This is a genomic window from Pseudomonas azotoformans (assembly GCF_900103345.1).
Classification (GTDB): Bacteria; Pseudomonadota; Gammaproteobacteria; order Pseudomonadales; family Pseudomonadaceae; genus Aquipseudomonas; species Aquipseudomonas azotoformans.
The window spans coordinates 3,804,347-3,829,376 of the sequence record NZ_LT629702.1 but is presented as its reverse complement, the minus strand read 5'-3'; the positions used below and the strand labels follow the sequence as shown (position 1 = coordinate 3,829,376).

14 protein-coding genes and 1 pseudogene are annotated in these 25,030 nt (G+C 53.6%); 12 read left to right on the top strand and 3 right to left on the bottom strand.

The window, feature by feature from the left end; genetic code table 11:
* Positions 1 to 88 precede the first annotated feature (88 nt).
* Complete coding sequence (locus tag BLR69_RS17240; RefSeq protein ID WP_071493599.1) at positions 89 to 2,497, top strand: TonB-dependent siderophore receptor; 2,409 nt, start codon at positions 89 to 91, stop codon at positions 2,495 to 2,497.
* A 42-nt stretch (positions 2,498 to 2,539) separates the two neighbouring features.
* On the opposite strand, the gene BLR69_RS17235 is transcribed toward BLR69_RS17240, so the two are convergent.
* Together BLR69_RS17235 and BLR69_RS17230 are read right to left on the bottom strand one after the other, a co-directional pair.
* Positions 2,540 to 2,791, bottom strand: a complete 252-nt coding sequence (locus BLR69_RS17235; RefSeq protein WP_071493598.1) for a DUF6124 family protein — start codon at positions 2,789 to 2,791, stop codon at positions 2,540 to 2,542.
* A 552-nt stretch (positions 2,792 to 3,343) separates the two neighbouring features.
* Complete coding sequence (locus tag BLR69_RS17230; RefSeq protein ID WP_071493597.1) at positions 3,344 to 3,994, bottom strand: hypothetical protein; 651 nt, start codon at positions 3,992 to 3,994, stop codon at positions 3,344 to 3,346.
* Positions 3,995 to 4,132: 138 nt separating this feature from the next.
* Between BLR69_RS17230 and BLR69_RS17225 the strand changes: the two genes are divergently transcribed.
* From BLR69_RS17225 to BLR69_RS17175, 11 genes and pseudogenes are all read left to right on the top strand, one after another.
* On the top strand, positions 4,133 to 5,530 hold the full coding sequence (locus BLR69_RS17225) for a hypothetical protein (RefSeq protein ID WP_071493596.1): 1,398 nt from the start codon (positions 4,133 to 4,135) through the stop codon (positions 5,528 to 5,530).
* 67 nt (positions 5,531 to 5,597) lie between these two features.
* On the top strand, positions 5,598 to 5,786 hold the full coding sequence (locus tag BLR69_RS17220) for a helix-turn-helix transcriptional regulator (protein WP_071493595.1): 189 nt from the start codon (positions 5,598 to 5,600) through the stop codon (positions 5,784 to 5,786).
* Between the two features lie 362 nt (positions 5,787 to 6,148).
* Positions 6,149 to 7,117 (top strand): YagK/YfjJ domain-containing protein, encoded by a 969-nt coding sequence (locus tag BLR69_RS17215; protein ID WP_071493594.1) that lies wholly within the window; start codon positions 6,149 to 6,151, stop codon positions 7,115 to 7,117.
* A 251-nt stretch (positions 7,118 to 7,368) separates the two neighbouring features.
* On the top strand, positions 7,369 to 8,340 hold the full coding sequence (locus BLR69_RS17210) for a hypothetical protein (RefSeq protein ID WP_071493593.1): 972 nt from the start codon (positions 7,369 to 7,371) through the stop codon (positions 8,338 to 8,340).
* Positions 8,341 to 8,387: 47 nt separating this feature from the next.
* Complete coding sequence (locus tag BLR69_RS17205) at positions 8,388 to 8,864, top strand: hypothetical protein (RefSeq protein ID WP_071493592.1); 477 nt, start codon at positions 8,388 to 8,390, stop codon at positions 8,862 to 8,864.
* 318 nt (positions 8,865 to 9,182) lie between these two features.
* On the top strand, positions 9,183 to 12,308 hold the full coding sequence (gene drmD / locus BLR69_RS17200) for a DISARM system SNF2-like helicase DrmD (RefSeq protein ID WP_071493591.1): 3,126 nt from the start codon (positions 9,183 to 9,185) through the stop codon (positions 12,306 to 12,308).
* On the top strand, positions 12,305 to 16,447 hold the full coding sequence (locus BLR69_RS17195) for an Eco57I restriction-modification methylase domain-containing protein (protein ID WP_071493590.1): 4,143 nt from the start codon (positions 12,305 to 12,307) through the stop codon (positions 16,445 to 16,447). The genes drmD and BLR69_RS17195 overlap by 4 nt, the downstream gene beginning before the upstream one ends.
* A 78-nt stretch (positions 16,448 to 16,525) precedes the next feature.
* Positions 16,526 to 20,518, top strand: a complete 3,993-nt coding sequence (gene drmA, locus BLR69_RS17190; protein WP_071493589.1) for a DISARM system helicase DrmA — start codon at positions 16,526 to 16,528, stop codon at positions 20,516 to 20,518.
* A gap of 2 nt (positions 20,519 to 20,520) precedes the next feature.
* Positions 20,521 to 22,392 (top strand): DUF1998 domain-containing protein, encoded by a 1,872-nt coding sequence (gene drmB / locus BLR69_RS17185; protein ID WP_071493588.1) that lies wholly within the window; start codon positions 20,521 to 20,523, stop codon positions 22,390 to 22,392.
* 1 nt (position 22,393) lies between these two features.
* Positions 22,394 to 23,158, top strand: a complete 765-nt coding sequence (drmC, locus tag BLR69_RS17180; RefSeq protein ID WP_071493587.1) for a DISARM system phospholipase D-like protein DrmC — start codon at positions 22,394 to 22,396, stop codon at positions 23,156 to 23,158.
* A gap of 23 nt (positions 23,159 to 23,181) precedes the next feature.
* Positions 23,182 to 23,427 (top strand): annotated as a pseudogene (locus BLR69_RS17175) (very short patch repair endonuclease); the annotation flags it as partial.
* Positions 23,428 to 23,456: 29 nt separating this feature from the next.
* On the opposite strand, the gene tnpC reads toward BLR69_RS17175, so the two are convergent.
* Complete coding sequence (tnpC, locus tag BLR69_RS17170) at positions 23,457 to 25,004, bottom strand: IS66 family transposase (protein WP_071493586.1); 1,548 nt, start codon at positions 25,002 to 25,004, stop codon at positions 23,457 to 23,459.
* Positions 25,005 to 25,030 lie beyond the last annotated feature (26 nt).

Genomic DNA, 25,030 nt, shown 5'->3' with positions numbered 1-25,030 from the left:
CGTGGCAGGTTTTCCCATCTCAAGCATCAAGACAGGTAAGACGCAGAAAAAAGCGTCCACCCAACCCTTTCATGACAGGACAGTCTTTATGCTCAGCCGCGTCAGCGCTTTGCGCACCGTTATCCTCGGTTTATCGGTGGCAACCGCAAGCCACAGCATCATGGCCGCCACTGCGGCGCCTACCCAGCAACAATCCCAACCTCGGGCGTATGACATTTCGCCCGGTAGCCTGGACCGCGTGTTGGGGGCCTTTGGGCAGCAAGCGGGCGTGATGATCGGCATTGATTCGGCGCTGGCAGCCGGCATTCAGAGCAAAGGCCTGAAAGGCAATTTCTCGGTGGACGAAGGCCTGGAGCGCCTGTTGAGCCCGGCGGGTTTGCAGGCTGAGCGCGAGCAAGGCGGCTATCGCGTGGTGGCCAGGCCGTTGTCCCAGGACGGCAAGGTAGAGTTGCAGACCACCCAAGTCAGCGCCAACCAACTCGGCACGGTCACCGAAGGCACGGGCTCGTATACCCCGGGCACCATCGCCACGGCCACGCGCCTGGTACTGACACCACGGGAAACACCACAATCGATCTCGGTGGTCACCCGCCAGGTCATGGATGACTTCGGCCTCAACTCCATCGATGACGTAATGCGCCACACGCCAGGCATCACCGTGTCGACCTATGACACCGAGCGCACCAACTATTACTCGCGTGGTTTCTCCATCGAGAACTTCCAGTACGACGGCATTCCGACCCTGCGCGACGCCCAATACTCGGCAGGGCAGACCATGACCGACATGGCGATCTACGACCGCGTCGAAGTGCTCAAGGGCGCCACCGGCCTGCTCACCGGTGCCGGTGGCCCGGGCGGCACCATCAACCTGATCCGCAAGAAGCCGACCTCCGAGTTCAAGAGCAGCATCGAACTGGGCGCGGGCTCCTGGGACAACTACCGTTCCCAGGTCGACGTCAGCGGCCCCCTGACCGACACCGGCAACGTGCGTGGCCGCGCGGTGGCGGCATACCAGGACAAAAAGTCGTTCCTCGATCACTACTCGCGCAAGACCAGCGTGCTCTATGGCATCCTCGAAGTCGACCTGACCCCTGACACCCTGCTGAGCCTGGGCGCCGACTACCAGGATAGCGACCCCAAAGGTTCCAGCTGGACCGGCACCCGCACCATCTTCGACGCCACGGGCAACAAACTCGACCTGCCGCGCTCGTTCAACAACGGGCCCAAGTGGGGTTCATGGCAACAATACAGCCACACCGTGTTCGCCACCCTGGAACACAGCTTCGACAACGGCTGGGTCACCAAAGGCCAGTACAACCATCAGGTCAATGGCTATGACGCGCCGCTGGGCTACATCTCCCAGGACTCCGCCACCGCCAGTTCGATCTATGCCGCCAAATACACCGGCGACACCACCAGCGACAGTCTGGATGTGTACGCGTCGGGGCCGTTTGAACTGTTTGGGCGTGAGCATGAATTGGTGATCGGGCAGTCCGTGTCGAGCTCTCGCTGGAAGGGCAAGGACTACCGTAACCCTGTCTACTTCAACAATTCCTATGACTTTTACAACTGGCACGGCGAAGCCATTGAACCGGCATGGGGCAAGGCCTCCCGCTTCAGTGATGAAATCACGCGCCAGACCGGCACCTACATCACCGGACGCTTCAGCCTGACCGACGCGATGCACCTGTTGCTGGGCACGCGGGTGGCCAACTATCAAGTCACCGGCACCAGCGACACCGAAGAAAGCGGCAAAGTCGTGCCGTACGCCGGCCTGACGTACGACCTCAACGAAAACCTCACCGCCTACGCCAGCTACACCGAAATCTTCAAGCCGCAAACCCAGTATCGCGACCGCACCAACACCATGCTTGAACCGGACGAAGGCAAAAACTACGAGATCGGCCTCAAGGGCGAATTCTTCGATGGCCGCCTGAACGCCAGCCTCGCCTACTTCGAAGTACACGAGACCAATCGCCCGATCGCCGATACCGCCTGGAACTCCCAACCGGCCGTCGACTATTCGTACATGGGCACCGAGAGCAAAACCAAAGGTTACGAAGCGGAAATCTCCGGCGAACTCGCCCCTGGCTGGCAGTTGCAAGCCGGCTACACCCACAAGATCGCCCGCGATGCTGATGGTAAGAAAGTGGCGACCTGGGAGCCCGAGGATCAGGTCACCCTCTATACCAGTTACAAACTCCAAGGCAGCCTGGACAAACTCACCCTCGGCGGCGGCACGCGCTGGCAGAGCGCGGGCTGGCAAACCGTACGCAACTGGGGTTATCCGGGAGGCGGTCGTTCGGAAAAATTCACCCAGGACCCGTATTGGCTGGTGGACGTGATGGCGCGCTATCAGCTGACCCAGAACCTGTCGGCCACGCTGAACGTCAACAACGTGTTCGACAAGAAGTACTTCACCAATATCGGGTTCTATGACTCGGCGTATTACGGTGACCCGCGCAATGTGATGGTGACGACGCGCTGGGATTTTTGAGGCAGATGACAGCAAAAGGCCGAGTTTCCTCGGCCTTTTTTATTATTGGAACGCTTGTGTGTCTTGGGTGAGGACCAGTACTCGCTCTACCAACAGTTCGCTCAGCACGATCAATTGCTGGCTGGCCAGCAGCTTATGACGGCTGGCACCTTCGAGTTCGAAGGCCAGGTCGGTGGTCACGGCGTTGAGTGAGGCGAGGGTTTCGCTGGCTTGGATTAGCAGGGTTTCGGGGGAGAGATCTGGGGCGAGGGTGAAGAGGGTTGTGGAGGGGGGATTGGGGGTGATCTTTTTCATGATGAAGCTCCCACACTGTTTAAGGAGCTACCGCCCCCTTGTCAAACAGGAATGGGTGGCAGCTGTACGCGGGTTGACAGACCGGAAGTGTAGGAACCCGGCGCACCCGAAGATGCCCCACGCACAGCCGCCATGAACGAGGCGGAATGCGTAAAGCATGCCGTCTTATCAAGGGGTGTGAAAGATTACACTTTTCGGCCTGTCAAAGCCGGTCGCTGATTAGGAGCGACGGGAGGAAGTTAGCGTTGTGGCGCGGGGTGCGCTAGTTCATCAAGGGCGCGATAGCTTGAAGGAAAATTCTGAAGGTCTGTCCTGTCGGGCTTTTCAAACCCTAGAGACAACAGAACCCGCACTGGGCGGATTCTGTTGATGCGCCGGGGTAATCTGAACAGGAAGCGCAACCTTATGATTTAAAAACGAAAGTCTGGTTTTGTTTTTTGGCTGGAATGCCATTTGGAATGCCAATGTGATTTGCTTGGTGGCTTGGGGGGGGGCATGATGGGCGGCCAGCATCGCTAACAGAGCTTGTGCTATTCGCATCGTGGGTCTCGGCTACGTTTGTCTTTCCATGCTGCGAGGAAACACTTCATCCCGAGGGAGCATCGGCGGTTTGGCGATAAATTTTTTTAGTGTTTCCGAGTGAAGCGCTGCGCTTCGGCTCTTTTGCTCTTCAGAGATGTCGTCGATTGAGAGGTTTTCGGTTTCCATCATTATGGTGCGCTGCGTCAGTTCTGTAATGCACTCATGGAGAGCGGAGTTGATGGCCTCAAGTTTCTTCCTTAGTAGCTTTTCCTTTTCTGCGGCCTTCTTGGCGGCGTCCCTGGTCGCGATTTTCTGTTGGCTCGCCTGCTCGTACTCATCAGAGAGTAGGGTCTCAAGGAAATCTTTAATGCCGGCTTTGTTCTGCTTCGCCAGCGTATCCAGGTGACGCTTTGCCTTAGATGAAAGTACGAAGCTGCATGCTTTCTCTCCTGCCCGCTTGCTCTCTTTCCTTCGCTGAACTTGGCCCCAGGCCGACTGCATTCTCACCAGGAGTGCGGAGTCTTTGTCCCTTTCCTGTTGCAGCCATCCATCGAGGCTCTTGTATGTGATTGGCTGGTCTAGGTATATCGCCCCCTTGTTGTGTAGGTGTTTCCGAGCCCATTCGCGCTGAGTTGGGTCTTCCAGATTGAGCCAGTAGCTGTCTGCTTTTTGATTGTCCATGGCGCTTCCATCTAGATTTTTTTCATTCTATTACTTAGTAATCTACTTGGTAAATTACTAAGTAATTGTTTTTTATAAAAAACAGTCTGTAATTATTAAGATAAAATATCGAAACACTCATGGGTATTGGATGACTTTGTGAACGATATACTGCTTGCGGTGCTGCGCAGTGAGGCGAATGGAATCAGCCCTGAGGCGAAATATTTGCTGATCCGTTTGGCTGAGCTCGGTTTGGTTCCTAGAGGTATTAGTGCGGGCGTTAAGGAGCTGGCGGCGCGTTTTGGAATCTCCGATACCCAGGCTGGCACGGCTTTAAATTCGTTGGTTGCTGCTGGGGTATTGGTTCGCCGAGATGTGGTGAGCGGGCAAGGTCGCCCCAAAAGGCACTATGAGTTAGACGCAAGCTACGCAGAGCAGGTTGCTCGACACGACGTGGCAGAGGTTGTTCACGAAAAGGTAATTCGCCACCTGCTACAGCATGAGCTCAAGGTGGCTGATCAACGATCAGCTATCGCCACACAGCAAGATGAACAGAGAGCAACTGCTCCTCTTGCTCAGGTGCGGGCAAGCAGAGGGCAGGGGCGAGTGAGCGTGGTGAATCGCGTACTGCTTGCTGCACTGTTGATTCGCGCAGACCGATTTGGCGTTGTAAGGGATCTGGGAAGCGCTGAGCTGGCGCGGATAACCGGACTGAGCCAGGTGCGCTTGAAAAACCGAGTTAGGACCTTGCTCGATAGTGGCTTGATTCGCGCCTACGTTCCGGGGGCGACGGGCTCTGTCATTTTCAAGAAAACAAAAAGCATCTACTACCTCAATCTGCACCACTCGGAATTGAGTTGTGGACAGAGCTTGCCGATGTTGCTGGTGTCGGTTACTCGGTTTCCTGGACAGGAGGACACGATTGATCACGTGGATGACATCTTCACATCAGCGCAGGAGGCGTTTAATCAACGTTATATTGGTGTTCGTAAGTTCTTTGATGATCAGCACGAAAAGGGGCTGGCCAGTTTTTTGAGGGGCAGGCTGGATTGGTATGCTGGATACCTGCTGTCTCACTATTGGGATATGCGCAGTGGGGGTAAACCAGGACTCGTTCAGTTAATTAAACTCGATTTGCTTGCAGGTGCTGTCGATACGGGGAGCTCTGAGTTGCTTGCCAGCTACTTGTGCGATCAGGCGGATCACATGGCGAATCATGTCAGAAATGGCTGGTTTAAGGGCAAATCGCCCTTGATAGCCGGCATTGATTTCAAATCGATGGACTACGTTCTTCTCCCCGTGCGGAAGGCGGTTCATAAGGCTTTTAAGGGCGGATTCTACCCTTCTCGGGCGGTTCTGGCGTTGCCTCGTATTGGCGTAGCGTTTTCGGAAACGCTGCATGTAGTAGAGCGTGGGCTTTTTAATCTGGTGGAGGTTCGAGAAATTACCGATTTAGCGGCGGTATCCAAGGAAGAACAATGTTTGTATGGCTTGCTGACTCCGCCAGGAGGTGAACTGTCTGTTGATGTGCTGGGGCAGATACTACTGGCGAAATAGCACGCCGGTGAACGGTAGTTTTTTACCGTCCCTGCCAATCCTCTGAACGAACAGAGGAGCCCCGTTCATGAGAATAATCCGCTTGAAAGACGTCATGAATTCGACCGGTCTGGCCCGGTCTACCATTTACAAGTACATCGACGAAGGTACCTTCCCAAAATCAGTCTCGCTGGGAGATCGCTGCGTTGGCTGGGTCGAAGGAGAAGTGCACGACTGGATCTTGGCCAGGATCGAGGCACGTGATCTGGGCGTGTGAGATTTGATAAGGGGTTGGACTATCAAGCATAAAGGCCAGGACCGGCAAAGAGACGGTCCTGGCCTTTATGCCGAATGATGAACAGGCGGTTCTCAGCTAACTCCCCCATGGGACCGATTGGTCAATTTCCTGCCTGGCTTGGCAATAGCTTTCTGATTAGGCCGTCTGGAGCGGGAGCGTTCACTACCGGCAGAGCTGTATCTAGTTATATAGCTTCCAGATAATCAATAAACAGACATCAGTAAGCAACCGAACAGAGAGTAATCAATCTCCAGTGATCACGGCTCATTTGGGGAGTAGGCCGCCGGTTAAAAAATGCACAAACGGTATCTGGTATGAAAACAACAACCAGGTACACAGACATGACCAGCAGCGCTCAAACCAGCCTATCTCAATCCGATATCGCCATCCGGATTGAGCAACTCGTAAAAGTCATCGAGCAACATGATATTCCGGCGTTCCGATTCAGTGTCCCACGCTCAGGTCACGAGAAGATGTTGCCGACCAGGCTCTCCCGGTACTTCGATGATATCCAGCAAATGATCGACTTGTTTGATGAGCGCTCCCGATACCGCTACAGCGAGCACCTGCAGGCGTTCTGGGAGGCTTGTCAGCATATCGGGATCGAGCGTAGCCCTGTCGGTCCCGTCTGCTTGAATGAAGAGAGAACAGCCTATCTGGACCATCGCGGCAGCATGAATCTACTGGTCGTGAGGATTCGTCAGTTGACTCGGGAGCAATGGTATCGGCGCAAGAGAAGTGACCGTCGTTACCAGGCAGGGGATCAGGAAAGTAGGGTCAGTGAATATACGGACTCTGTGCTGGATCGCTACGCTCGCACCGTCGTAGTCAGGGTCAATCTGTATTACCACAGGGTGTCTCAAGCCAGGCAGCGTGTTGAGCAAGTATTTGATGATCTGGACAGGTTCGTCGCCGAGCGTGAACGCAATCCGATTTTCAAGTATGAGACCGGCTTTATCTGCGCAGTGGAGCAGGGGGAAAGACGGGGCTATCACATCCACGCTGCGTTCTTCTTTAATGGTGCAGAGATACGCGGGGATATCTACAAGGCACGGCAGATTGGTGAGCTATGGGGGCGTGTGACCCAGGGGCGGGGGTATTTCGATAGCTGCAACCAGGACAAGGATAGGTTCGAGGGAAGGCTGGGAGTCGGTGTAATTCATCGCAATGATCAGGAGGCCCGTTCACATGTCCACTATGCGATGCACTATCTGGTCAAGGATGATCAGCACCTTCGCCTGAGGCCCGTAGGCGCTCGGTGCATGCGAGTAGGACAGCCGAGATGCCTTCGCCGTACGTTTGTGGAGTAGGGAGTATTAAACTGGCTTGTGGGCAGTGCTGTTGAGGAGGGGTTGGCCCTGTTTTATTAGGGGGCGTCGATTCTGTTGAGTTTCTCTCCCCAAGCGGATGTTGCGTAAGGAGAATTGCTCAGGAAAAAATTAATGCATCGCAACTGTTTGCTATGCATCCACTTCGACTAATGGTTCATCTCGATTTGTGGCTTTTTACAAGGTATTCCTACAGGATGGAAGCCATCTGCCAGCAAATGGAGTAATTGCGAGTGTCCCGTCGTCCTGCCCATAAAACCATTCACTACGTCCGTGTTGCCTACCTCGAAGGGGCAGCTCCAGCAAAGAATTTCGAGCAGCTGGTGCGACAAGCTATGACCAAGCTTGGGCGTATGGACGAAACAGATATAAGCATGTCAACGCTTGGGGTTGTAAGCGTGCGTCATCGTGAAACAAAAACTGGTGAGTCATTAAGGTTGGCGATTGGGGCCGGCGTTCCTGGCGAGCAGATGACCACTATTGGGATTAAAGTCGCTGCGGCCTATGACAATGATCAATCCACCAGCGCTCCTACTGATCGCGCCTTCAAGCATGCCGATGCTTTTGTTCTGATTGAGGAGAACGATGTACTCCTGGTGACGGAGGGGCCTTTTCGGGTGGCAACTGTCGGAGCATACCTTCGTGAATTATTCACTAAGGCAGGTCTGAAAAGCGAAACCGCGGCTTTCGAGTTAAAAAAGGTAACCAATCAGGACATTAAGTCGGTACTTGCCGCCGAAGGAATTAAAGAGCTTCGCCTGGGCACTACCATGTATCAGGCTACCGATGCATTAGGCGAAGCACCGTCCTCAGTGAAGGGTAAACTGAAGTCCTTTGTGGGGACTCTGAAAAGTGCATTTTCTGAGGACGTAAGCGAGAATCAATTGCAGCAGCTCGCTGAGCACTGGGGAGAGGTCCAGGTGAGCACTGTAATTAGTGCAAAAGGTGGGTCTCGGGCGGAAGGCATTGTCCTTGAAGCAATGTTCAATGTTGGTGAGGACGTTCTTGAAGAGAGTGAAGAGGGGGTAGAAGTGACTGTAATCACTCAGAAAGGAACTCCGATACGCCTGAACGAGGTTACGCCAACTAAATCAATTCGACTCCTTCGCAGGAGCGGCGCGAACGACCTGATCAACACCGAGGTCTACACTGAGCTGATGACCTATCGAAGTGAATTGCTTAAAAAAGGGCAGTGGAAGCAGTGAATGCGTCTCCAAGAAAGTTGAGCTGGCGAAAGATCGGATATGTTTTTATGTGTATCGCAATCTCGATTTTCTTTGCCTGGCAGTTCCAGCCCAACTACCACGACAACAGCAACGCGCTTTCTGTTCTTGTGACGGTTTTTTCAATTCTGGCCGGCTTTCTGGTTGCCGTGATGGCGATTGTTGGGAGTGAGAGAGCTTTGAAGGGCCGAAACTGGCGACAGGACACTTTTTACCTTGCTCAAGTGAAGCAGGATTTGCAGAAGCATTCTGCACTTTTCTATCTTTACCTCCTTGTGCTGGCGCTGTCCTTTCTCGCGACCCTGAAGCTAGGCTGGCCGGTAGCGGTTCAGACGGGCGTGGAATGCGTTTTACTCTTCTTGGCTTGTCTGGCAATGCTTCTCTCCTTTTCGCTGCCTGGCCAGCTGACACGTAGGCATGTCAACGATCTAGAATCCACGATAAAAACCCGCCGTGAGAAAGAGGCTAGTGGTGCTATTGAGAAAATTGCTCCCCCGGGAGATTAGTAATCTCTCGCCCGCTGAACTCCCCCGATTTACCATCACCTCCTCTCGTGCTGGAAATGGCATTCTGAAGGCTTAATTCCGTCATTTTTCGTCAGATATTCAAGGCGTCTGGTTGCCTGCTTGAGAGTTTTTTACGCATGGTGAGAGTCACGAAGCAGAAGACCTGCCGTTATAACGCTACTACAAACCCTCAATCAGTTGGGGCAGACCTGATCATCCGGGGCCAGCTGCCCGGCATCGCCGGTTCTCGCATGGTTCAAGGTTTAGAGTTTTACGCAAACGTAAGTTGTACGAATTGAGTTCATTGAGGAGTGTTAAATGACTGCAGCAGCGGAGGATGGTTGCTACCGCAATGTCCCTGAACCGGGCCAGCTCGTTGAGGTTCGACGCCGACAATGGGTTGTGGCCGAGGTGGATGCGTCTAAGCTAGGCGCCGTACAGCAGCATGCAGTCACTCTAGCATCTATAGATGAAGACGCTTTGGGCGAAGAGCTTCAAGTCATCTGGGAAATTGAACCAGGTGCACATGTAATTGAGCGTGCCGGTCTTCCTGCGATCACAGGACAGGATGAATCTGACACGCTTGAGGCTTTTCTTGACGCTGTCCGCTGGGGGGCAGCCACCAATGCAGATCGTGGATTTCTTCAAGCTCCTTTTCGCAGTGGTGTAACTCTGGAAGACTTCCAGCTGGATCCGCTCGTACGCGCCATCGATATGGCACGGGTGAATTTGCTAATCGCTGATGACGTGGGCTTGGGGAAAACCATTGAGGCTGGTTTGGTCATTCAGGAAATGCTACTGCGCCATCGGGCTCGCACCGTACTGATAGTTTGCCCAGCGTCACTCCAGGAGAAGTGGCGCCTTGAAATGGCGGAGAAGTTTGGGCTTGAGTTCAAGATCGTTGATAGTACCTATATCAGAGAGATGCGCCGCGAGCGTGGGATTCATGCCAATCCGTGGAACTCGTTCCCGCGCCTGATCACCTCCATGGACTGGGCTAAAGCTGGCGAAGGATTGCGGGCATTTCACGATATTTTGCCGGCACATGTTAATTATCCCCGCAAATTCGACCTATTGGTTGTGGATGAAGCTCACAATGTAGCGCCGGCTGCCGGTGCCCAATATGCGCTTGAGAGTCAGCGAACCCGTTTGATTCGCACCATCGCGCCACACTTTCAGCATCATCTATTTCTGACTGCGACGCCCCACAACGGTTACACCGAGTCTTTCACCTCGCTGCTTGAGCTGCTTGATGACCAGCGTTTCGCCCGCAACATCATGCCGGATGAGAAACAGCTCGCTCAGGTGATGATTCGCCGGCTGAAAAGTGAAATTACCGACAAAACTGGGCAACTGATCTACGCGCCACGCAAACTTGAGGTTCTGGGCGTCGAATACACCGTAAAAGAGCGTGAAATCCATCACAAACTACAAGCTTTCTGTGCCAGTCGAGAAGTTGCAGGCGCTGAGTTAGGTGGTGTGACGGGCGTATCCTTCATCAATCAGTTGCTGAAAAAGCGACTGTTCTCGTCACCGGCCGCATTTGCTACAACCTTGGCAAAACATATCGCCACATTGGAAAGCGGCGCAGTTCGCAAGGATCGCAGCGGGTTGTCTGATCGCATCTTGCTCAAGGCCATTCAGCGTGCTGAAGAAGATTACGCCAACGACGCTGATGTCGAGATGGCGCAGCAAGAGGCTGTGGAGGAGGCAACACGTAATTCTCGCCCTTTAAACGACCTAGAGCGTGTTTTGTTGGACGAGATGCGTGAGTGGTCGCAACAGGCAATGCACCAGACCGATTCGAAGGCAAAAGCCGTTCTCACCTGGATCGACAGCTATCTAAAATCGAATGGTGACTGGAACGATAAACGCGTCATTCTCTTCACCGAATATCGTACTACGCTAGATTGGTTGCAGCGAATTCTGGCCACCCATGACTTGGGCGGCGACCGTCTAATGACTTTGCATGGTGGAATGGATTACGACGATCGAGAGATGGTCAAAGCAGCTTTTCAAGCAGATCCAGAAGTCTCGCCAGTGCGCATCTTGTTGGCGACCGATGCGGCTTCCGAAGGTATCGACCTGCAGAACCACTGCAACTATCTCATCCATCTCGAAATCCCATACAACCCTAACGTCATGGAGCAGCGTAACGGTCGTATTGATCGTCACGGCCAGCGTGCAAAAGAAGTACTTATTTGGCACCCGGTTGATGCCAAAGAAGATGGCGAAGCTGTCGGTGGGCATAAAGACGACATCCTGCGCGCACTGCGCAAGCTTGACTCAATGCGTGCAGATATGGGCAGTGTTAACCCGGTTATCGCACCGCAAATGTCGGGGCTGATTGAGGGTACTTTGCGTGATCTCGACACTCGGATAGCGGAAGCAAAAATTGAGCGGGCCCGTCGTTTTGTTCGTACGGATAAAGAAATTCAATCCCGAGTGGCCAAGCTACATGAGCGCCTTATCGAGACGAAGGAAGGCTTGCATCTTTCTCCAGAACACATTTTGATGGCAGTCAATACAGCTTTGGCATTGGCGGATAAGCCCGCACTTAAGCCGTTGCTACTGACAGGTTTGGAGTCAGGAACGGTATTCGAGTTGCCACCGCTGGGTGGCGCTTGGGAGCGTTGCCGAGAGGGGTTAGAGCATCCATTCACGGGCAAGATTCGGCCTGTGACCTTTGACCATGAAGTCGCGAAGGGACGCGATGATCTAGTACTGGTTCATCTTAATCATCGCCTGGTGCAGATGTGCCTGCGTTTGTTGCGTGCAGAGGTCTGGGCGCACGAAGATAACAAAAAACTCAGTCGAGTAACCGTTCGTGTTCTACCCGACGACCGCCTTGATACACCTGCCGTAGTGGTCGTTTCGCGATTGGTCATCACCGGTGGTAACCACCATCGCCTGCATGAAGAGCTTACTGTGGCCGGTGGATACCTTCGTGAGCAAAGTTTCAAGCGCGAGGAAGGCGTCACGCGCCTGCAAGCTTTGCTAGATGAGGGACAATCGTCCCGGTTGGACGCATTTGCGTTCGACACCCTGAGAGCACGGTTCGGCGCCGTCGAAGAGTCTATTCAGCAAACTCTTAAAGCACGGTCGCGCAACCGCCTCGAATCTCTGGGTAATACGCTACAACTCCGAAAAAACTCAGAACTGAAAGATATTAGCGCCGTATTGAGTGAGTTAGAGCGAGCGATTGGTGCGGAGCTACGTAAGGCAGAGAAACCCGAACAATTGGCTTTGTTCAGTGAAGATGAACGCACTCAGCTGCGTCGTGATAACTCGGCGTTGGAGGCGCGCCTGGCACGCATTCCAGCTGAGCGAGAGCAAGAAATTAGCGCTATTGAAGCGCGCTATAACGTGCCGCAGGATCGTACCTTTCCCGTTGCTGTCATCTTTATCGTTCCCGCATCGTTCGCACAGGGAGGCCGTGTATGAGCCTGGATAATAACCACGACGAATGGCTGTCGCTAATAGAGATTTCTGGTCCGTTCCTCGCTGTACCTGTATTAACGAAAGCCTTTCCACAAGGTCTTGAGACTGTGGATGGGCGCGTACGTAAGTACCTGCGTCAAGCCTATGATGAATGGTGCGAGGCGCGTGACAATGACGACCCGCAGTTCGAAGAGTTGCACCGTGCCTGGATTCGGGAAGTGCTTGCGCGTGGTCTTGACTACGATGAGATAGATTCGGGTGAGTTACTAAAGCAAGGTGATGCAATATCGGCCGGTTTGCACATCTTGCTGCCAGAATATGGCGTCACGTTAATCCCGGATTACGCACTGGTCGACGGTCAGAAAGTACTGCTCCTGATCCAGACTTACCCTGCGGATATCGATTTGGATGCAGCTGTCAGTCACCAGGGTTGGGTAGCGACTCCTGCCGATCAGATGGTGCAATTATGCCGCTCTTCTGGCTGCCGAATGGGTTTGATCACAAACGGTGAGCGTTGGCTGTTAATTGATGCGCCTATTGGCTCAGTAGTGACCTACGCCAGTTGGTACGCACGTTTGTGGGGGCAAGAGCCATTAACCCTCCAGGCATTTCTCACGCTACTAGGTCTTCGCCGTTTTTTTGTGGATACCAGCGAGCAGCTACCTGCACTCTTCGATGAGTCTCTGCAACACCAAGAAGAGGTTACTGATGCGTTGGGTGAGCAGGTACGCCGTGCTGTCGAAGTGCTTATTCAGTCGTTCGACAAGGAAGACCTGAATAGCTCTCGTACGTTGCTGCAGGAAGTGACGCCTACCCAGCTGTACGAAGCTGGCCTGACCATCATGATGCGACTGGTCTTCTTGTTATCTGCTGAAGAACGCGGGCTATTGCTGATGGGCGAAGAGTCTTATGAGACTAACTACGCCATCTCTACCTTGCGCATGCAGCTACGCAAAGAGTCGGATGAAGTGCTGGAGCGTCGGCATGACGCTTGGGCGCGCTTGTTGGCGACATTCCGCGCCGTTTATGGCGGCATTCAACATGAGGCTTTACGTTTGCCGGCGCTGGGCGGCTCCTTGTTCGATCCGGATCGCTTCCCCTTTCTTGAAGGCCGCTCAATAGGTTCAGATTGGCGAACGGATGATGCCCGCCCCTTACCGATAGACAATCGCACCGTGTTGTTATTGCTAGAAGCAATTCAACAATACCAGGGTCGCACCCTATCTTATCGCGCACTCGACGTAGAGCAGATTGGTTACGTCTATGAAGGTTTGCTTGAGCGCACGGTTAAACGCACAGATGCAGTGACGGTAGAGCTGGTCAGTGGCAAAGGCGCAAAAAAAACGATTTATAATTGGGATGATTTGAAGAGTTTGCGACAACGCGGCGAAGACGCATTCGTTCGAGAGCTGGCTCGTGCTGATGCGCTAAAGCGTAGTGAAAGTGCGATCCGCAAAGAGCTGGCCCGTGTTGTGGATGCTGCGCTATCCAATCATCTGCTTACTGCCTGCCATGGCGACGAGGTGCTTCGAGATCAGCTCTTGCCAATTGCTAATCTTTTGCGAACCGACCCTTGGGGTTACCCGTTGGTTTATGCAAAAGATGCATTCATCGTCACCACTGGGTCCGGGCGACGCGAAACCGGTACCCACTACACCCCGAAGTCGCTGACCGAAGCGATCGTCACCGATACCCTCACGCCTGTGGCTTATGTCGGTCCGGCCGAGGGAGTACCACGTGAGCATTGGGCACTAAAATCCCCTTCCGAACTGCTAGACCTCAAGATTTGCGATCCAGCAATGGGTTCGGGCGCCTTCCTCGTACAAGTCTGTCGTTGGCTATCTGATCGCCTAGTTGAGTCATGGTCACAGGTTGAAGTCTTTGGCAAAACCGTGAGCGTGGATGGCGAGGTCCTGGACGCCGGAGCAGACAAGGAGCTTCTACCTCGCGATGGCGAGACGCGCATAGTGATTGCACGCCGCCTCATCGCCGAGCGTTGCCTATATGGGGTCGATTTGAACCCCTTGGCAGTTGAACTCGCCAAGCTGTCTATATGGCTGGTGACCTTGGCGAAGGATCGCCCCTTTGGCTTCCTTGATCATAATTTGCGCTGTGGTGACAGCCTGTTGGGCATCCACACGCTTGAACAATTAACCGAGCTGTCGATGAACCCCGCAGGCAAGGGTCAGCTGCGCCTATTTGGGCAGAATATTGAGCGGGCGGTGCTTGAGGCGATCGAATTGCGTCAGCGGTTGCGCGAAATGCCAATCCGGGATATCCACGACGTGGAGGTGATGGCACGGCTGGAAGCCGATGCGCGTCGGAAACTCGAAGTGTCTGAATGCATTGCGGATGCATTTATTGGCGAGGTGTTTGCGTCCGGTGGTAACGGCTCCGTCTTAGAGAACTCGATTGCTTCACTGGCCATCAACGCGGGACGGGCCGTCGATGGTGATCGAAACGCAATCACATCAATAGTTCAAAGTGCTGTTTCTGCACTCGCAACTGATACGCCTTCAGGTAGGTCAGCACGAAAACCCTTCCATTGGCCCCTGGAATTCCCAGAAGTATTCAAGAATAAACGGAGCGGGTTTGACGGTATTGTCGGCAATCCGCCTTTCTTGGGAGGACAACGAATCACTGGTGTTGTAGGCACTGTTTTTCGCGATTGGTTGGTCAATCATCTAGCCGAAGGACGCCGAGGTTCCGCTGATTTAGTAACCTATTTTTTCCTGCGAACCTGGAGCCTTTTACAGCCAGGTGGCTGCTTCGGTTTGCTGGCGGTAAACACAATTGCAGAGGGCGATACGCGTCAGGTAGGGCTAGAGGCTATGGTTCGTGCGGGTGCCATAATTCACAGTGCTTATCCAAATGAGCCGTGGCCAGGTGTGGCATCTGTTGTCACTAGTCGAGTGCATGTGTGCAAGCGAGCGTGGCTAGGCGAAATAACGTTGTCCGGTCGTCCGGTTCCATACATTTCCGCATTTTTATCTGATCAGCAGGAGTGGAGCCCAAAGCGACTCAAGGCCAACGAAAATATCGCGTTTCAAGGTTCGAATGTATTAGGTAAAGGGTTCGTGCTGACGGCAGAAGAAGCTCAGAAAATGATTGATGTCGACGCCAAAAACGTAGAAGTGATTTTTCCATATATAAATGGCGAAGATGTCAACTCCAATCCTGAACAGAAAACAAATCGTTGGGTGATCAAATTCTGGGATTGGCCAGAACAGAAAGCATGCGAATACAAGCTTCCGTTTGAGCGCGTCCTTAATTTGGTAAAGCCGGAACGAGATCGCTTGGGAGGCAATCCAAGTGCAGAGGGCCGTAAGAAGAAATGGTGGCTTTTTGGGCGAGATGCGAAGGCGCTATATCATGCGATTGGGCGTGGCTGCAATTTCGAGCAGCACCCCAAAGCCTGGCGACCAGACATGCCCGTCACGGAGAAAGTGCTGGCTTGCAGCTTGGTTCAGAATCATCTGAAATTTGCTCTAATCCCGAATAATCAGATTTTCGCGCATAAATTAGGAGTTTTCGCACGTGGTGACGAGACGCTCTTTGCGATTCTCTCGTCCACTATACATCAGGTCTGGGCCCGTAAGACAAGTTCAACTATGCGTGTCGACATGAATTACTCTACGTCAGATTCATTTGAGACGTTTCCACTTCCGACGCTTTTTCGGTCTGAGCTTGAATCTGTCGGGAAGTTATACAACTCCACTCGTTCCGAGATTATGCGCTCAGAGAATATTGGTCTGACTAAACTTTACAGTCGTTTCAATAATCCTTTGGATCAAGGAATGGAAATTAATAAGTTACGCGAGCTTCATAAAGAAGTTGATAGATGTTTGGCTCGCGCGTACGAGTGGCAAGAGTTAAATCTTGAGCATGGTTTTCATGAGGTTCCATACCTTCCCGAAAGCGACCGTGTGCGCTTCACTATCAGCGAACAAGCACGCATCGAGGTACTACGCCGTCTTTCAGAGTTAAATCGCTTACGCTTCGAAGAAGAAGTCGCTCAAGGGTTTCACGGCAACAAGCCTGTCAGCTCTAAGCCGCGCGCATCACGGATTCGCGCAACCATAGAAAACACACCGCAACCCTCGTTCGACTTCGGCGACTTGCCAGTCAATCGACGCTTGTGAACTGTGCAAATGCAGCGATGACGATTTCAGCGATGTTAAAGCGCTTATTAAAAAGCGAAAACGACAAGGAGGAAAAAAATGGCTGAAGCCGCCCAACAAAAAGCCCTGAATGCATGGGTCGCAGTTGATCATAGCCTTGCCTCTGACCCCACTCTGGCACCCTACACACTAGTTCTGAAAGGGGAGCGTACGCTCTATCAAGCAATAGCTGCAGATGACTGGCTGTTGATCCTGAACGCCTCTGACGACATTACTCGTGTGGGGCGTGTCATGCGCCTGCGCTCCAACAGCGAGAGCACTACGCTATTCTTCGACAAAGTATTAGTTGTTGAATTGCCTGTACCGCTTGCAAGAACGGGGCTTGCTTCGCCAAATGGTCGTATTTCTCGCGTGCAATGGACCGAGTTCGCTGAATCTCTGCCCAAGGCGCTTGGGCTGACGGTTGCCGATGTTCCCTTGATCAAAAATGTAGCCTACGTACGCGAATTACTGCAGTTCGCCATCATGGATGATTTGCTTGGGCCTGCTGGTGGCCCAGAAGAGTTCATCGTCGATATGGGCGTGCGAGATCGTTATCTAGTTGGCAAGCTGGCGCCGATGGCACTTGCGGATCGTGGCGATGGTTGGGTTGTAATTGAAGAAGGTGAAGGTGATGATCCTGGCGATCTAAAGCCAAAAGTACAAGACAAGAAAATTGAATCTCCATCAGTCTCTGGCGGCGTCGACTCCGATGCGGAGGAAGAGGTAGATGCCGCATCTAATCAATCGCTCGCGCCCTCCAGTTTGGGCTTCACCTTTTGTGTCGATGGCAACATTGAAAGCCTTGAAGTAGTGGTGAGTTGGGGGCGATATGAGCGTGTGCCCAACGACGACCACAATTATACCAAGCTAATAAAGGACAAACTCTTAAAGGCCAAGGTATGGAAGCGAGCACCATCCGGAGGGGTTTTTTCGCTCGAGATGATGCCAGGGATTATTTCACCAATTGCGCCCGATGCTAGCAGCCCAGAGGTGCGGATCCAGGGGACGGTCAGATCGCCCAATGACAAAGGAGATCGTTTGGTCACTTTGTTTCTGGTTAATGGGCAAGTGGAGCCAGAGGAGAATCGCGATACCGCGTGGGTATTTCAGCCGGAAATCGTTGTGCGAGCGAAAACTGGCAGCGAAGTAACAGAAGTTTTCCGCCGCCGCCCAGCACTTGATGCCGATGCCAGCGCCGAGGATGATGAGGATCTGCGTGAGCGTTTGGCGCTGGAAATGATTTACCGCGATCGCGTCGAGTTTGCTGTAGGCCATGGTGTTGCCGTGCATGCAACAACTGGCAGCGCTCCAACTAGGGCGCTCGAGCTACGTACAGTAGTTATGCCGCAATACGAAGTTGCTGTCACTGAAACGCCAGGCTCTAACCCGCAAGATCGAGCCGCGATGCGCAAAATGACTGCCGAAGGCTTGCTGGATATGCAGACTCTGGCAGACCTTGATAAGGATGCACTCATCGCGGCACTCGGCGTGTTGACGCGAGACTATGCCGCCTGGATTGAGGACCAGCATGGTCGGATCGGCAGCGCAGTGCTTGGATACGACCAGCAGGCCAACGAAGCACTTGAGCGTTGCGAATTAATTCAAGCACGGCTATGCGCAGGCGTCGAACTGCTGGCTGTCGATGACAAAGCGTTGGCTGCGTTTCGCTTCGCAAATCGAGCGATGGCCATTCAGCGTGTGCGCAGTGCTTATGCTCTAGCACGGCGACGGAAGCAAGTCGTAGATGTGGCGGATTTCGATATACCGGATAACCGTACCTGGCGACCTTTTCAGTTGGCTTTCTTGTTGCTGTCTGTTCCGGCGCTGGCCAATCCAGCTCATACGGATCGCACTCAACCATTGCAGGCTTACGCTGATCTGATTTGGTTTCCCACGGGGGGCGGCAAGACTGAGGCGTATTTGGGTGTAGCGGCGTTCACCATGGCGATTCGTCGCTCACAAGGAAACTTGGGTGGCTATGATTCATCACGTGGCCTAGCGGTCATAATGCGCTACACATTGCGTCTTCTGACATTGCAACAGTTTCAACGGGCCACCGCATTGATCTGCGCAATGGAGCATATCCGGCGCGAGGCCCTGGCGTCTGGCGACAAGTCTTTGGGTGAGAATGCTTTCACTATTGGCCTGTGGGTTGGAAACAACGTGACGCCAGGTACCACAGAACAAAGTCATGCGTTTATCCAAGCCGTTCGTAATCCAGAGAAAAACACCGCTGGTATGACTTCGCCCGCGCAGCTGACAGTCTGCCCTTGGTGCGGCTCAGAGATTGCTGCCGGCCAGGATATTGTTGTCGACAAAGTTGCAGGTAGGACGTCGATCTACTGCGGCGACAAGTTGAGTAAATGTGATTTTTCGCGTGGTCGCTCAAGCAATCAAGACCACCCTGGTTTGCCCGTGATGGTGGTAGATGATGAGATGTACCACCGTCCACCAACCATGATGATCGCCACGGTCGACAAGTTCGCGATGATGGCCTGGCGCGGGAAGGTGCGAAATCTATTTGGTAACGTGTCGCAGGAGTGCTCCCGGCACGGCCTACTTTGGCCTGGCTCTGAATGTAATACCGGGCATAGGGCTGCTGCGGGCAAGCCGGCTGCGTCCGTCAAAGCAATCATTCCAATTCGACCGCCAGACCTGATCATTCAGGACGAGTTTCATTTAATCAGTGGTCCTCTGGGAACCATGGTGGGGCTCTATGAAAGCGTCGTTGATGAGCTCTGTAGTTGGCGGTTGGGTGATAGCTCAATTCGTCCCAAGGTAATTGCGTCCACTGCTACCGTGCGCAAGGCGCAGCAGCAGGTCAACAACGTGTTCATGCGTCAGGTGGCAGTATTCCCGCCGCACGGTTTGGATGTTGAGGACAACTTCTTCTCGGTACAGCGGCCGATTGAACAGAAGCCGGGGCGACGTTATTTGGGGATTTGCTCGCCTGGTAGTTCGCGTCCGGCGATGTTAATTCGGGTCTACACCGCGGCATTGACTGGCGCGCAGGCGTTATTCGACCGCTTTGGTAAGGTCGCTGATCCATACATGACCATGGTGGGGTACTTCAATTCACTGCGGGAGTTGGGGGGGATGAAGCGTTTGGCTGAAGACGATGTGCAGACTCGTGCTTATCGCGTGCAAATGAGTATGGTCCAGCGTCCTGGTTTGGCTCAGCGCAGTGTCATGAATATTCGTGAGTTGACCTCGCGAGTATCCAACCAAGACATCCCTAAGTATCTAGATCAGCTTGAGGTAATGTTCAAGTCTGAATGGGATCCTGAAAAGCTCAAGCACGTGACCCGCTGGGTTGAAGGGGACTCTCGTGCTATTGACGTTGTGTTGGCGACCAATATGTTGTCGGTTGGGGTTGATGTGAGTCGTCTGGGAATCATGGCAGTCAATGGTCAGCCAAAAGGTACCGCGGAATACATTCAAGCGACTAGCCGGGTAGGGCGACAGTCGCCAGGTCTGGTCTGCACCGTCCTGACTTGGGCAAGGCCTCGCGACCTCTCCCATTACGAGACCTTTGAGCACTATCACGCCACCTTTTACAAGCATGTCGAGGCTCAGTCGGTCACTCCATTCTCTCCGCGAGCGATGGATCGAGGCTTGACTGGCGCGATGCTGTCGTTACTGCGGGCAAAACATGCGGATTTTGCTGCGAACACTGGTGCGGAGAGTCTCAAGCAGCCGAACCAGCCTGAAATGTTGGATGCCATGAATGTGCTCGAAGCTCGAGCCGATAACGTTGCGGAAGAGCCGGCGCAGAAGCTCGCTGGAAGTATGCTCAAGCAACGTGCGGATGAGTGGGTGAAGGAAGTGATGCAGGGTAACCGTCTCTTAGCTTACGAGAAAAGAGGGCCCAACAAGGATAGAACCGCCGCATTGATTAACGCGCCTGGTCCGCAAACTTGGAACAACTGGACAGTGCCAATGTCGATGCGAGAGGTCGAGCCAGGTGTGCGTTTAGTAATGAACTCAGCGCGTATAAATGACGACAATCAATGGACGGCTCGCCCTGCAGCGGCAGATAAGGACGAATGAAAATGGCTAACGAAAAAACTCCCGTTGGTTCAGTCCGGCCGAGCCAACTGCTCTGGACCTATGGTCCAGGTGCGCTGATTGATTTGCCAAACCTATCGGTCGTAACGATGGGGATAAGTTTTTGGGAGAAGGATCGGTGTCGGCCAGTGGTAGAAAGCCGGCTGCTGGCTGCCGTACAAAAAAAACTTGGCTCGCAGGTTGAGTCATTACGAATGCCTCCGTTTTCAATTAACGACACAGTTGATCCGTTCTCGGCTGAAGCCAATGTAGGGGTTCCGGTACGGCCTTTTCCTCGTTGGTTGCGTTGCGTGAAATGCGGGATGCTTTCGCCTTATGAAAGTGAGTTGTTCGCTCTGAAGGAGAATCGTTACCGGCCGGAAGCGACTCGCTTTGTTCATAAAGACTGTACGGGTTCAACAAGGGAACAGCCTGCGAAGGATGCTGATGCTGTACCCGCACGTTTCCTACTGGCATGCAAGAATGGGCATCTGGATGACTTTCCGTGGAATTGGTTTGTTCATCATGGCTCAACATGCCCTGAAACTGCCTCAGGGAAGGGTGATTTAGCGTTCTATGAGAGTGGTGCTTCGCTGCAAACTGAGAACCTTTGGGTGAAGTGTAGGTCCTGCGACGTGGCCCGTAATATGGCTCATGCTTTCGGGCAGTTGGGGAAAGAAAATCTACCTGGTTGCCGTGGTCGGCACCCCCATCTGGATCATTTTGAACCTGGTTGTGATGCGGAGCCGCGAGTAGTTTTGCTTGGTGCGACTAATAGTTGGTTTCCTATCTCCATTTCTGCGTTGGCCATTCCACAGGCTAAAGACTCGCTGGGTCAACTTATCGACGATGGTTGGGATTTCTTCCACGATCTTGATGGCGTAGAAGAAGTGCCACTGACAGTAAAAATGTTAAAAAAAACCGGTGCCTTACCGGGGATTGACCAATATTCCGCCGAGTTGATCTGGGCTGCAATCGAAGAGCGTCGTTGTGGTGGTGATACAAATGTCACTGAGTCGGACATCAAGGGGCCTGAGTGGCGTGTGCTGATTGATCCGTCACCAGTGAATGACTATCCACATTTCACCTCAGAAATAGTCAATGTTCCTGCGCGTTTCAAGAACAAGATCTCAAGGGTGCTGTTATTGAAGCGTTTGCGTGAGGTTAATGCGCTGCTCGGCTTTACACGGGTGGAGGCTCCTGACGATTCAACTGACCTGGCAATCGGTCCAACTAAGGCTCCGCTGTCACGGGGTAATCCCGATTGGGTTCCTGCGAACCAGGTACATGGCGAAGGTATTTTCATACAGTTCGATGAGCAGGCTATTGCTGAGTGGGAGCAGCTTGAAGACGTCAAAAGCATTGATGATCGCTTACGTGGCGGTCATAAGGGTTGGCGGAACTCTCGGCATTTAAGTCCTCCTGAAGATGGATATCCAGGCGCTCGCTATGTGTTGCTTCATACCTTGGCGCATATGTTGATTCGTGAGCTGGCGTTGGAGTGCGGATACAACGCGGCTAGCATCCGCGAGCGCATTTATGCGGACGTGACTGCAGAGGGCTGCCAGGCGGGCTTTATTATTTACACAGCGGCTGCCGACTCCGATGGAACCCTCGGTGGTTTGGTCGAGCTAGGTAAGCCGGAGAATCTTGAGCGGTTGCTTGTGCAGGCGTTGCGTCGCTCTCGCATATGTTCGTCTGATCCGCTCTGCGCCGAGCATGACCCGCAGAAGGATCGAAGTCTGCATGCGGCTGCTTGTCATGCATGTTCATTCGTCGCTGAGACCTCTTGCGAGCGCGGTAACCGCTATCTCGACCGTGCGATGGTCGTTCCCACGTTTGAGAACGACAAGGCCGCATTCTTCAAGGACGTTTGAGATGAAAACTCTGCTGGAGGCAGTGTCGGCGTTAGTGGCTATTGTTTCTCCTGACCGCACCGCCGCTTTGGCGGCAGCGGTCAGGCTCATTGGTGCTGAGAGTGCGGGGAAATTGAGTAATATTTCTGTGTTGTCTGCCAACGCAGGTAACTCATTCAAGGCTATGGTCGCGGCATGGAAGTCTAACCCTGTCACCGGTGAAACCTTGGCAGCCATGCTGTTGGCAGCTGACCATGCTTATCGTCTGGCGGAGGCAAAGCAGGTAGTCGATTTGGTATGGACTGGCCCGACTACGGGCATTGTTCCGGCTCGTCGAACCGAGCAGGCTCTGATCCAGGTAATCAATACTGCAAAGAAACGGTTGTTCATAACGAGTTACGTTGTTTACGACATTGAGTCGATCACCAAGGCTCTGAGGTCAGCGGAGGAGCGCGGTGTGACGATCAACTTCCTGATGGAGCTTTCGACAGGCAGCGGTGGCAAAGTCAGCATTGATCCCATCGATAACCTGCGCAAAGTCGTTCCTAGTGCGCGGTTTTACATCTGGAAAGACAAGAGCGCAGCCTTCTCGAATGGCAGCGTGCATGCGAAGGTCGCGGTAGCCGATGGCAGGCACTGTTTCATAACTAGTGCCAACCTCACTGGGTACGCAATGGATCAGAATATGGAGGCCGGAGTCTTGATTTCTGGGGCTCCATTGCCCGATCAGCTTCATCGGCATCTGGAGGCGTTGGCGGTAACTGGGGTAATTGTATCTGTTGCGTGACGTTCTTTTGGGAGGGGAGGTGCATGTCGCGAAGTGACATCATGCGAGCGGTGAAACGCTCTCATACAGCGCCAGAAATTGTCGTTCGCCAAGCACTGCATGCTTTAGGGCTCAGGTTTTGTCTGCATCGCCGAGATCTTCCTGGTTCGCCGGACATAGTCCTGCCGAAATTCCGAACAGTGGTTTTCGTGCATGGGTGTTTCTGGCACCGCCATCCCGACTGCCGCTACGCGACTACTCCTAAAAGTAGACAAGAGTATTGGCTACCGTAAGCGTCCGGGCATCCCGTCTTGCGCAGCTAAGCCGGTTGCCAACGATGCGGCAACAACTCCCCAATCTCACTCGCCCGCTGCGTCGGCAGGCGAGTAAGAACGTCCTTCAAATAAGCATACGCATCGTGGCCGTTGAGCTTGGCCGACTGGATCAAACTCATCAACGCCGCCGCACGTTGACCGCTGCGTAGGGAACCGGCGAACAGCCAGTTTTTTCTTCCAAGAGCCCAAGGTCGAACTTGCTGCTCGATATGGTTGTTGTCTATCGGCACCGTGCCGTCGTCCAGGTAACGGCTCAACGCAGCCCAACGTTTTAGGCTGTAATCCAAGGCTTTGGTAATCCCCAAACCTTCATGCACTAGCTCGCGCTGGGCGATCATCCAGGCATGAAACGCGTCCATCAGGGGCGCTGCTTTTTCCTGACGTATTCGTCGTCGAGCGTCCGGTTCCAAATCGCGAACTTCGCGTTCAACTTCATATAAAGCCGCGATGTACCGCAACGCTTGCTCGGCCAGCACGCTTTTATTGGTGATATGCAGGTCATAGAACTTGCGGCGGGCGTGGGTCATGCAGCCGATTTCGGTGACGCCAAGCGCAAAACTGGCTTTGTAACCACCGTAATCGTCACAGACCAACTTGCCTTTCCAGTCGCCCAGAAAGGTGCGGGCATATTCGCCCGAGCGACCGGGGCTGAAGTCGTACACCACCGCGCTGATCTCAGCGAACGCCGTCGTGGCATAGCCCCAAACATAAGCACGATGGGTCTTCTTCTCGCCCGGTGCGAGCATCTGCACCGGCGTTTCATCGACGTGCACTACGTTGTGCTCAAGCACAACTTCGCGCAGCGCATCGACCAGCGGCTGCAATTGCACACCACAAGCGCCGACCCAGTTGGCCAGTGTTGATCGAGGAATTGCGAGACCAGCCCGCCCGAAGATTTGTTCTTGGCGGTACAGCGGCAAATGATCGGCGTATTTCGCAATCATTACTTGGGCCAGTAGCCCGGCAGTTGGGATGCCTTTGTCGATGACCTGCGCCGGCACCGGCTCTTGAATCAAGGTTTCGCAGTTGTCACAGACCCATTTGCCACGAATATGCCGTTCAACGCTAAACACGCCTGGCGTGTAGTCGAGCTTTTCGCTGACGTCTTCGCCGATGCGCTTGAGGGCGCAGCCGCATTGGCACTGAGTGTCTCCCGGCTCGTGATGAATCAGCGTACGAGGAAACTCCGCAGGCAAAGCGGTACGCTTGGGGTGTTGGCGGGTTGCTGATGGCGCTGGCTTTGGCGCCAGGATTTCAAGCTCTGCTTCGATGGCCGCTAGGTCGGTCTCAATCAGGTCGTCGAGCAAGCTGGCTTGATCAGGACTGAACGACTCGGAACGTTTGGCAAAACGGTGGCGTTTGAGCTGAGCTATTTCGTGAATGAGTTGCTGGTTACGGGTCTTCTGATGAAGCACCTCTTTATCGAGGCTCGCCAGCCGCGTATCCAGATGCTCAACGTGCTTGAGCAACTGCTCAGCAAGGCTGCGCAGTTGTTCGGTGTCGAGCTGATCGAGAGGAGTAGTAGGAATCATGGCGATGACTCTGCCCGATCTGCTGA